The following is an 8,918-nucleotide window of genomic DNA, read 5'->3' on the forward strand; positions in this document are numbered from 1 at the left end:
CGTTCATCGAGTACGGCACCAAGGACCGCCGCAAGGACCGCGAGTCCTACGCCGAAATGTGGCGCCGCTGGATCTACGACGACTACTACCGCAGCTACCTGCTCCCGCTGGAGAAGTACGGCCTGGTCATCCCGCACGACCTGGTCGAGGAGGCGTGGAACCGGATCACCAACAAGTTCTACGTGCACCGGGTCGCGCAGTTCTTCGCCACCGGCTGGCCGGTCAACTACTGGCGCATCGACGGCATGACCGACGCCGACTTCGAGTGGTTCGAGGACAAGTACCCGGGCTGGTACAACCAGTTCGGCAAGTGGTGGGAGGCCTACAACCGGCTGCGCTACCCGGGCCGCAACAAGCCGATCGCGTTCGAAGAGGTCGGCTACGAGTACCCGCACCGCTGCTGGACCTGCATGGTGCCCTGCCTCGTCCGCGAGGACCTGGTGGTCGACAAGGTCGACGACCAGTGGCGCACCTACTGCTCGGAAACCTGCGCCTGGACCGACAAGGTCGCCTTCCGCCCCGAGTACGAGGGCCGGGAGACCCCGAACATGGGCCGGCTCACCGGCAAGCGCGAGTGGGAGACGCTGCACCACGACCGGGATCTCGCCGACATCGTCAAGGACCTGGGCTACGTCCGCGACGACGGCAAGACGCTCATCCCGCAGCCGCACCTGGACCTGGACGACCCGAAGAAGCTGTGGACGCTCGACGACCTCCGCGGCATCCGGTTCGCCAGCCCGAACGTCACGCTCAACCAGATGACCGACGCCGAACGCGAGGAGTGGGCCGCGGCCTACCGCGCCAACCCGAACGTCACGGTCGCCTGACGGCCTGAGGACCCGCGGACGGCGGTGCGCCCACACCGCCGTCCGCTCCCCGGAGAATCGAGAGACCAATGGCCGACAAGCACCGCATCTCTTTCGAACCGGTCGACATCGAGATGGAGGTCGGCGAGGACGAGAAGATCCTCGACGCCGCGTTCCGCCAGGGCATCCACCTCATGCACGGGTGCCGCGAGGGCCAGTGCTCGGCGTGCAAGTCCTTCGTCCTGGACGGTGAGATCCAGATGGAGCGCTACTCGACGTTCGCCTGCAACGACGCCGAGGTCGAGGAGGGCTACGTGCTGCTGTGCCGCGCGCACGCCTTCAGCGACTGCACCATCGAGCTGCTCAACTTCGACGAGGAGGAGCTGCTCAACTCCGCACCGCTGCAGCGGATCCGGACCGAGGTCGTCGAGGTCGTGGAGCACACGCACGACATCGTCGGGCTCAAACTCAAGCCGGTCGACCCGCCGGTCTACGAGTTCAAACCCGGCCAGTACGCCGACCTGACCATCCCGGGCACCGACGAGCACCGATCGTTCTCGATGGCGACGATCCCGTCCGCGGGCGACCACATCGAGTTCGTCATCAAGAAGTATCCCGGCGGACGGTTCTCCGCGCTGCTGGACGACGGGATCGCGGCCGGCGACACGATCGAGCTGACCGGGCCGTACGGCAACTTCACTCTGAAGAACGGGCACGTGCTACCGCTCGTGCTCATGGCGGGCGGCGCCGGCATGGCTCCGGTGCTCAGCCTGCTGCGGCACCTCAGCGAAACCGGGGACACCCGCCGGATCCGCTTCTACTACGGCGCCCGCACCGCCGCGGACCTGTTCTACCTGGACGAGATCCGCGCACTGGGACAGCGGCTGCCGGACTTCGAGTTCGTCGTCGCGCTCTCGGAGTCCACCGAGGGCGCCGGCGAGCTCGGGGTCACCGCGGAACCGGGAATGGTCACCGACGTGGTGGCGGCCAGGGAGCCGGAGCTGCACCGGACGGAGGTTTACCTGTGCGGCCCGCCCCCGATGGTGGACGCCGCGCTCGATCTGGCCGCCCGGCAGGGCGTGCCCGACGACCAGGTGTTCTACGACAAGTTCACCACGTCGGTTCGCGACGAGCAGACATCGCAAGGAGACATCACATGACGAGCAGTGCGAAGACGCGCAGCTTCCCGAAGGTGGAGTTCACCGACTCCGAGGCAGGCGCCCTGGAGTTCCCCAGCTCCAAGAGCCGCAGCTACAACTACTTCAAGCCGGCGAAGCTGCGCGCCACCGTGTACGAGGACGTCACCGTCGACGTGCAGCCGGACCCCGAGCGGCACCTGTCCCAGGGCTGGATCTACGGCTTCGGCGACGGGCCCGGTGGCTACCCGCAGGAGTGGACGGCGGCGAAGTCGTCGAACTGGCACGCCTTCCTCGACCCGAACGAGGAGTGGGAGCAAACGATCTACCGCAACAACTCCGCAGTGGTCCGCCAGGTCTCCCTGTGCCTGGAGAACGCCAAGCGCGCCGGCGCCTACGGCAACTGGAACACCGCCTGGCAGAAGTTCATCGCCCGCAACCTCGGCGCCTGGATGCACGCCGAGAACGGGATGGCGCTGCACGTGTTCACCTCGATCCAGCGCTCCGGACCGACGAACATGATCAACACTGCGGTGGCGGTCAACGCGGCGCACAAGATGCGGTTCGCCCAGGACCTCGCGCTGTTCAACCTGGACCTGTCGGAGTCGCTGGACACCTTCGACGGGTCGGTGCACAAGGAGGTGTGGGCCTCGGCCGAGGAGTGGCAGCCCACCCGCAAGGCCGTCGAAGAGCTCACCGCGGTCGGCGACTGGGCGGAACTGCTGTTCGGCGCCAACGTCGTGTTCGAGCAGCTTGTCGGCCAGCTCTTCCGGTCGGAACTGGTCATGCAGATCTCCGCCACCAACGGCGACTACATCACCCCGACGATCGTGGGCACCGGCGAGCACGACTACAGCCGCGACCTCGGCTACACGCGGGCGCTGTTCCGCATGCTCACCCGCGACGAGCAGCACGGCGAGGCCAACAAGGAGCTGTTCGGCCAGTGGCTCGCGAAGTGGGTGCCGCCGTGCCTGGACGCCGCCTACGCGCTGCAGCCGATCTGGTCGCAGCCGGCCGAGAAGGCCCGCACCTTCGCCGACTCGCTCGGCGCGACCAAGGAGAAGTTCACCCAGCTGCTCGAGGAGATCGGGCTGGACATCCCGAAGGAGTTGGACAAGTGAGCAGCACCATGCAGTTCGGTTCGCAGGCCGGCTCTTCGAACATGTGCGGCGTCACGCTGATGAACACCCCCGTCGGACGCGTGGTCGCCGACGTGATGGGGGCCAAGGACGGCGTCTCGCTCGTGGAGTACCCGTCGATGATCCGCGTGGACGGCACCCGGCTCCTGGAGTTCGACTACGACGAGCTGACCGAGGCCCTCGGCGAGCCGTTCGACGGGTCGATCTTCGAGGAGATCAGCTCCACCCACTACGGCCGCATGGTGCACCTGGACGACCGCACCCTGCTGTTCGCCAACCCCGAGGACGCCGCCGAGTACATCGGGTTCGACCTGTCCGCGCACGGCTGACGACACCACACCCCGCGCTCGTGGTGGCGGGCCGTCCGGCCCGCCACCACGGTTCCACCGAGCACCAGCACCGTGAAGGGCGAGCGATGTACGAAAAGGACGGCGAGAAGTACTACGTGGTCGACGGGCACGTCCACATCTGGGACGGGCGGGCCTCGAACCACAAGAACGTGCACGGCAAGCAGTTCATCGACTGCTTCTACGACTACCACAAGAACCTGAGCCCGGAAGAGGTCGTCTGGGACTACGACACCTACACCTACTACGGCGCCGAACGCTTCATGAAGGACCTCTTCGGCGAGGGCTACGTCGACCACGCCATCTTCCAGGCCACGCTGCTCAGCGACTTCTACCACAACGGGTTCGGGCAGACCGAGGAGGCGTTCGGGCTCACCCGGCAGCACCCGGACAAGCTGACCTACAACCACGCCTACGACCCGCGCCACGGCGAGGCCGGGCTGGCGCAGCTGCGCCGGGACGCGGAACGCTTCGGGCTCAAGGGCGTCAAGCTCTACACCGCCGAATGGCACGGCGACTCGCGCGGCTACAAGCTCGACGAGCCGTGGTCGCGCCGGTACCTCGAGGAGTGCCTCGAACTCGGCATCCGCAACATCCACGTCCACAAGGGACCGACGATCCGGCCGCTGGACCGGGACGCGTTCGACGTCGCCGACATCGACAAGGTCGCCACCGACTACCTCGACCTGAACTTCGTCGTCGAGCACGTCGGTCTTCCCCGGCTGGAGGACTTCTGCTGGATCGCCACGCAGGAGTCCAACGTCTACGGCGGGCTGGCGGTGGCGATGCCGTTCATCCACACGCGGCCGCGCTACTTCGCCCAGATCATCGGCGAGCTGCTGTACTGGATCGGCGAGGACAAGATCCTCTTCGGCAGCGACTACGCGCTGTGGACGCCGAAGTGGCTCGTGGAGAAGTTCGTCGACTTCCAGATCCCGGCGGACATGCCGGAGTACGCGCCGATCACCACCGACCAGAAGAAGAAGATCCTCGGCCTCAACGCCGCCGCGCTCTACGACCTGGACGTGCCGCGGCAGCTGCGCCTGCCGACCCAGGCCGGCGACGCCGACGCCGAGGTCGCCGCGGGAGCTGGTGCCCCATGACCCGGATGGCCGTGTCCGTCGAAGCCGAGGTGCTCGCGGCGCTGTCCACCGTGCTCGACCCGGAACTGGACGAACCGGTGACCGAGCTGGGTTTCGTCCGGTCCGTGGCGATCGACGACGACGGGGTGGAGGTGCACCTGCGGCTGCCCACGTCGTTCTGCGCCCCCAACTTCGCCTACCTCATGGTGGCCGACGCCTACGACGCGCTGGCCGCGGTGCCCGGTGCGGGCCGGGTGCGGGTGCTGCTCGACGACCACCACGACTCCGACAAGATCAACGCCGGTACCGCCGCCGGGCTCGGCTACGTCGGCACCTTCGGCGTGGAGGCGCAGGACAGCCTCGACGAGCTGCGCCGGACCTTCCAGCGCAAGGCCCACCTGGCCGCGATGGAGCGGTGCTGCCGGTCGGTGCTGGCCAGCGGGGCCTGGACGGTCGAGGAACTGCCGCTGCTGGAGCTGTTCGACCTGCCGGAGGGCCGCCTGAAGTCGGCCCTGATGCGGCGGCGGGAGGCCATCGGCCTGCCCAACCACTCGCAGGCGCGGGTGATGGTCGACCACGACGGCACCCCGGTCGCCCGCTCGGACGTGGCGCTGCGGTTGCGGCTGGCCACCACCACCCGCGTGTCCATCGAAGGCAACGCCCACTTCTGCCGGGGCCTGCTCGCCACCCGCTACGCCGGCGTCGATCCCGCCGGCTCCGCCCCGGTCGTCACCAACACCAGGAGCCACCCATGAAAGCCGCACAGGTCACCGGCTACCACTCGAACCTGGAACTGCGCGACGTGGAGGAGCCCAAGATCACCGGGCCGCTGGACGTCGTGGTCCGGGTGGGCGCGGCGGGCGTGTGCCGGACCGATCTGCACATCCTGGAAGGGCAGTGGGCGGAGAAGTCCGGCGTCGTCCTGCCCTACACGATCGGCCACGAGAACGCCGGCTGGGTGCACGCCGTCGGCGACGCGGTCACGAACGTGGCGGTGGGGGACAAGGTGATCCTCCACCCGCTGATCACCTGCGGCCTGTGCCGGTCCTGCCGGCTCGGCGACGACGTGCACTGTGAGAACTCGCGGTTCCCCGGCATCGACACCCACGGCGGGTACGCCGAATACCTGCTCACCTCGGCGCGGTCGTGCGTCAAGCTCGACGACAGCCTGGAGCCGGCCGACGTGGCCGCGCTCGCCGATGCCGGGCTCACCGCGCAGCACGCCGCCGCCAAGGCGGCGAAGGTGCTGCGGCCGGGGGAGGTGTGCGTGATCATCGGGGCAGGCGGTCTGGGCCACATCGGCATCCAGTGCCTGAAGGCGATGAGCGCGGCCACGCTCGTCGTCGTGGACCGCAACCCCGCGGCGCTGCGGCTGGCCGAGCAGGTCGGCGCCGACGTCACCGTGGTGGCCGATGGCGACCACGTGCCGGAGGTGCTCGACCTGACCGGCGGGCACGGCGCCGAGGCCGTGCTCGACTTCGTCGGCGAGGGCGGCTCGACGTCGGAGGGCGTGCGCATGCTGCGCCGCGCGGGCAACTACTACGTCGTCGGCTACGGCGAGAACCTCGACGTGCCGACCATCGACATCATCTCCACCGAGATCAACTTCATCGGCAACCTGGTCGGCTCCTACACCGACCTGCAGGACCTGATGGTGCTCGCCGCCCAGGGCAAGGTGAAACTGCACACCGCCCGCTACCGGCTGGAGGAGTTCCAGCAGGCCATCGACGACCTGAGCGCGGGCAAGGTCCGCGGCCGGGCGATCCTCATCCCCTGAACCGCGTGCTGTTCCCGGCACGGAAAGGAAGTAGGAATCATGGCGAAGCAGCTGCGGTTCAGCGTCGAGGCGCGGCGCCGGCTCGAACTCGGCGTCAACACGCTGGCCGACGCGGTCAAGGTCACCCTGGGCCCCAAGGGGCGCAACGCGGTGCTGGAGAAGCTGACCGGCCCGCCGACCATCACCAACGACGGCGTCACCATCGCCAGGGAGGTGCAGCTGGCGGAACCGTTCGCCAACATGGGCGCCCAGCTGGTGAAGGAAGTCGCGATGAAGACCAACGGGGCCGTCGGCGACGGCACCACCACCGCGACGGTGCTCGCCCAGGCGATGGTGCGGGAGGGGCTGGCCGCCCTCGGCGAGGGGGCGAACCCGATGCGGGTGCGCCGCGGTATCGAGGAGACCGTCGAGGCCGTCGTGGAGTACCTGCGCAAATCCGCGGCCCAGGTGTCGGGTGAGGCCGAGCTGGAGCGGATCGCCACGCTGGCGGCGAGCGACGACGAGCGCATCGGCCGCGTGATCGCCCAGGCGCTGGCCGCGGTGGTCCGGGAAGGCGTGGTCGAGGTGGAGGAGTCCGACGAGCCCGGCCTGGGGGTCGAGCTGGTGGACGGGATCGAGTTCGACCACGGCTACACCTCGCCGTACATGGTCACCGACCGGGATCGGATGGAGGCCGCCTACGACGATCCCGCGATCCTGCTGACCAACAAGAAGATCAGCCAGGTGCAGGACCTGATGCCGACCGTGGAGGCCGCCCGGCGGCTCGGCAGGCCGCTGGTGATCCTCGCCGAGAACGTCGACGGGCCCGCGCTGCAGATGATCCTCAGCGGGAACGTGCACGGCACCTACCCCGCGGTCGTGGTGCGCGCGCCCGGCTTCGGGCACCGGCGGGTCGCCGAGCTGGAGGACCTCGCCGCCGCGCTCGGCGGCCGGGTGGTCAGCGACGACTCCGGGCTGACCCTGGCCGAGGTCACCGAGGCCGACCTCGGCCGCTGCGAGCACATCACGATCACCGAGGACACCACGACGATCATCGGCGGGGCCGGCGACGAGCAGGCCGTGCGGGCGCGGATCGGCCAGCTGGACAAGCAGCTCAAGCGGGCCCGCATCGAGCACGACCAGGACAGCCTGCGGCTGCGCATCGCCCGGCTGTCCGGGCGCATCGCCGTCGTCCGCGTCGGCGCCGCCACCAGCGTCGAGCTCAAGGAGCGGATGCTGCGGGTCGAGGACTCGCTGGCGGCGGCGAGGGCGGCGCTGGAGGAGGGCGTGGTCGCCGGCGGCGGGGCGTCGCTGGCGCAGGCCGCGCGATGTGTGGACCTGGTCGGCCTCGACGGCGACGCGGCGCAGGGCCGCGAGATCGTGCGCCGGGCGCTGGGGGAGCCGTTGCGGTGGATCGCTGAGAATGCCGGCTACGACGGTGACGAGGTGCTGGCCCGGGTGTCCGCAATGGACAACGGCGGCGGGTTCGACGCGCTGACCGGCGAGTACACCGACCTGTTCGCCGCCGGGGTGGTCGACCCGCTCAAGGTGACCCGTTCGGCGCTGGAGAGCGCGGCGTCGATCGCGGCGCTGCTGATCACCACGGAGACCGCGATCGTGGAGGAGGTGCTGGTCAACCCCGGCGCGATCATCGCTCCGGGCGCCGGTGACCTCGCCGAGGGAATGGTTCGCCCGTCCAACATCTACTGAGTACGGCGACGGGGCCCCACGCGTGCTGCGTGGGGCCCCGCTGCGTGCGTCAGCCGGCGACCGGCGCCTGTGCGCGGGCGTGCCGGAGGGCGGTGCCGATGAGGTCCTCCGGTGCGCAGTGGACCTCGGCCAGCCCTGCCGCCACCGCAGCGAGCGGGCCGTAACGCATCCCGTGCGGAGGCGCGGGCTGCACGATCCCGCCCGAGATGATGCGGGCGTCGGCGGCCTCCGCCAGGTGGTAGCCCGCGCCGATGGCGTCGCCGTTGAGGGCGGCCACGAGGGGAAGCGGGTGGGCGCGCAGGGCCTCCAGCACCGGCGGCAGCCGGTCCAGCGCCGCGCTGTCCCGGGGCGCGACGTCCGCCGCGAAGACACCGTCCACGCCGGTCAGGACGATCGGATGCCCCGGCCCGATGTAGGCGAGGGCCGCCGCGAGCCCGTCGAGCAGTTCGGCGCTCAGCGGTCGTGGCGCCCGGAAGCGGACCACCACCGCTCCCGACTCGTAGTGCAGGTCCAGCATCGTCGCCTCCTGGAACGCTCGGGGTCCCCGTACGCTACTGGCGCGCGGCGGTTTCCCTTGTCTCACAATGAGACCGCCGCGCCGGCCGGGCTCTGGTGTGCTGGGGGCGAGTCAGGAGGGAAGAGGGGATGACGCTGAACGAGCCGATCGTCGAGGAGTCGCGCGGGGAGGAAACCGCTGAGCGCCCGCATGGTGAGTGCCTGGAGCGGGCGCTCAGCGCACTGACCGGCTCCGGCTGGCGGATCGACCCGGCGGGGGCCGAGCACCCCCGTCGGTGAGGTCAGTCCCGCACGGCTGCCGGGTCGAGCCGATGCTGAGCGCCGCTTCCGCGGGTGGGGCCGGTTTTGCGTGGCTGCCGGGTCGAGTCGATGTTGAGGTGGGGCGGCTTCGCGGGTGAGGCCGGTTCTGCGTGGCTGCCGGGTCGT

Annotated in this window: 10 protein-coding genes; 9 read left to right on the top strand and 1 reads right to left on the bottom strand. The window is 69.6% G+C overall.

What is annotated here, in order from left to right; all coding sequences use genetic code 11:
- The 8 genes from L2C96_RS35250 to groL all read left to right on the top strand — a co-directional run.
- On the top strand, positions 1 to 827 hold an 827-nt coding region (locus tag L2C96_RS35250), incomplete at its 5' end, for a ferritin family protein (RefSeq protein WP_504904946.1).
- Positions 828 to 895: 68 nt separating this feature from the next.
- Entirely contained in the window at positions 896 to 1,966 is a 1,071-nt protein-coding gene (locus L2C96_RS35255; RefSeq protein ID WP_237339259.1) for a 2Fe-2S iron-sulfur cluster-binding protein, read from the top strand.
- Positions 1,963 to 3,063, top strand: a complete 1,101-nt coding sequence (locus tag L2C96_RS35260) for an aromatic/alkene monooxygenase hydroxylase subunit beta (RefSeq protein ID WP_237339260.1) — start codon at positions 1,963 to 1,965, stop codon at positions 3,061 to 3,063. Before L2C96_RS35255 ends, L2C96_RS35260 begins: the two co-directional genes overlap by 4 nt.
- Entirely contained in the window at positions 3,060 to 3,410 is a 351-nt protein-coding gene (mimD, locus tag L2C96_RS35265) for a propane 2-monooxygenase effector subunit MimD (protein WP_017981677.1), read from the top strand. Before L2C96_RS35260 ends, mimD begins: the two co-directional genes overlap by 4 nt.
- An 86-nt stretch (positions 3,411 to 3,496) precedes the next feature.
- The gene (locus tag L2C96_RS35270; protein ID WP_237339261.1) at positions 3,497 to 4,531 is read left to right on the top strand and encodes an amidohydrolase family protein; all 1,035 of its coding nucleotides are present in this window, start codon (positions 3,497 to 3,499) and stop codon (positions 4,529 to 4,531) included.
- Entirely contained in the window at positions 4,528 to 5,265 is a 738-nt protein-coding gene (locus L2C96_RS35275; protein WP_237339262.1) for an iron-sulfur cluster assembly protein, read from the top strand. Before L2C96_RS35270 ends, L2C96_RS35275 begins: the two co-directional genes overlap by 4 nt.
- A complete protein-coding gene (locus L2C96_RS35280) occupies positions 5,262 to 6,287 on the top strand; it encodes an NAD(P)-dependent alcohol dehydrogenase (protein WP_237339263.1) in 1,026 nt (341 codons plus the stop codon). Before L2C96_RS35275 ends, L2C96_RS35280 begins: the two co-directional genes overlap by 4 nt.
- Positions 6,288 to 6,326: 39 nt before the next feature.
- Positions 6,327 to 7,976: a chaperonin GroEL gene (gene groL, locus L2C96_RS35285; protein WP_237339264.1), complete on the top strand. Its 1,650-nt coding sequence runs from the start codon at positions 6,327 to 6,329 to the stop codon at positions 7,974 to 7,976.
- 49 nt (positions 7,977 to 8,025) lie between these two features.
- Here the strand turns inward: groL and L2C96_RS35290 are convergent, their stop codons facing one another.
- Positions 8,026 to 8,493, bottom strand: a complete 468-nt coding sequence (locus L2C96_RS35290; protein ID WP_237339265.1) for an enoyl-CoA hydratase-related protein — start codon at positions 8,491 to 8,493, stop codon at positions 8,026 to 8,028.
- Between the two features lie 128 nt (positions 8,494 to 8,621).
- Between L2C96_RS35290 and L2C96_RS35295 the strand changes: the two genes are divergently transcribed.
- On the top strand, positions 8,622 to 8,771 hold the full coding sequence (locus tag L2C96_RS35295; protein ID WP_237339266.1) for a hypothetical protein: 150 nt from the start codon (positions 8,622 to 8,624) through the stop codon (positions 8,769 to 8,771).
- Positions 8,772 to 8,918 lie beyond the last annotated feature (147 nt).

It is taken from the genome of Amycolatopsis tucumanensis (assembly GCF_021654135.1).
GTDB classification, from domain to species: Bacteria; Actinomycetota; Actinomycetes; order Mycobacteriales; family Pseudonocardiaceae; genus Amycolatopsis_E; species Amycolatopsis_E tucumanensis.

Excerpts from the sequence above, each read along its gene's own strand:
- L2C96_RS35255 (WP_237339259.1), top strand. The coding sequence starts at position 896 with ATGGCCGACAAGCACCGCATCTCTTTCGAACCGGTCGACATCGAGATG.
- L2C96_RS35260 (WP_237339260.1), top strand. The coding sequence starts at position 1,963 with ATGACGAGCAGTGCGAAGACGCGCAGCTTCCCGAAGGTGGAGTTCACC.
- L2C96_RS35270 (WP_237339261.1), top strand. The coding sequence starts at position 3,497 with ATGTACGAAAAGGACGGCGAGAAGTACTACGTGGTCGACGGGCACGTC.
- L2C96_RS35275 (WP_237339262.1), top strand. The coding sequence starts at position 4,528 with ATGACCCGGATGGCCGTGTCCGTCGAAGCCGAGGTGCTCGCGGCGCTG.
- L2C96_RS35280 (WP_237339263.1), top strand. The coding sequence starts at position 5,262 with ATGAAAGCCGCACAGGTCACCGGCTACCACTCGAACCTGGAACTGCGC.
- groL (WP_237339264.1), top strand. The coding sequence starts at position 6,327 with ATGGCGAAGCAGCTGCGGTTCAGCGTCGAGGCGCGGCGCCGGCTCGAA.
- L2C96_RS35290 (WP_237339265.1), bottom strand. The coding sequence starts at position 8,493 with ATGCTGGACCTGCACTACGAGTCGGGAGCGGTGGTGGTCCGCTTCCGG.
- L2C96_RS35295 (WP_237339266.1), top strand. The coding sequence starts at position 8,622 with ATGACGCTGAACGAGCCGATCGTCGAGGAGTCGCGCGGGGAGGAAACC.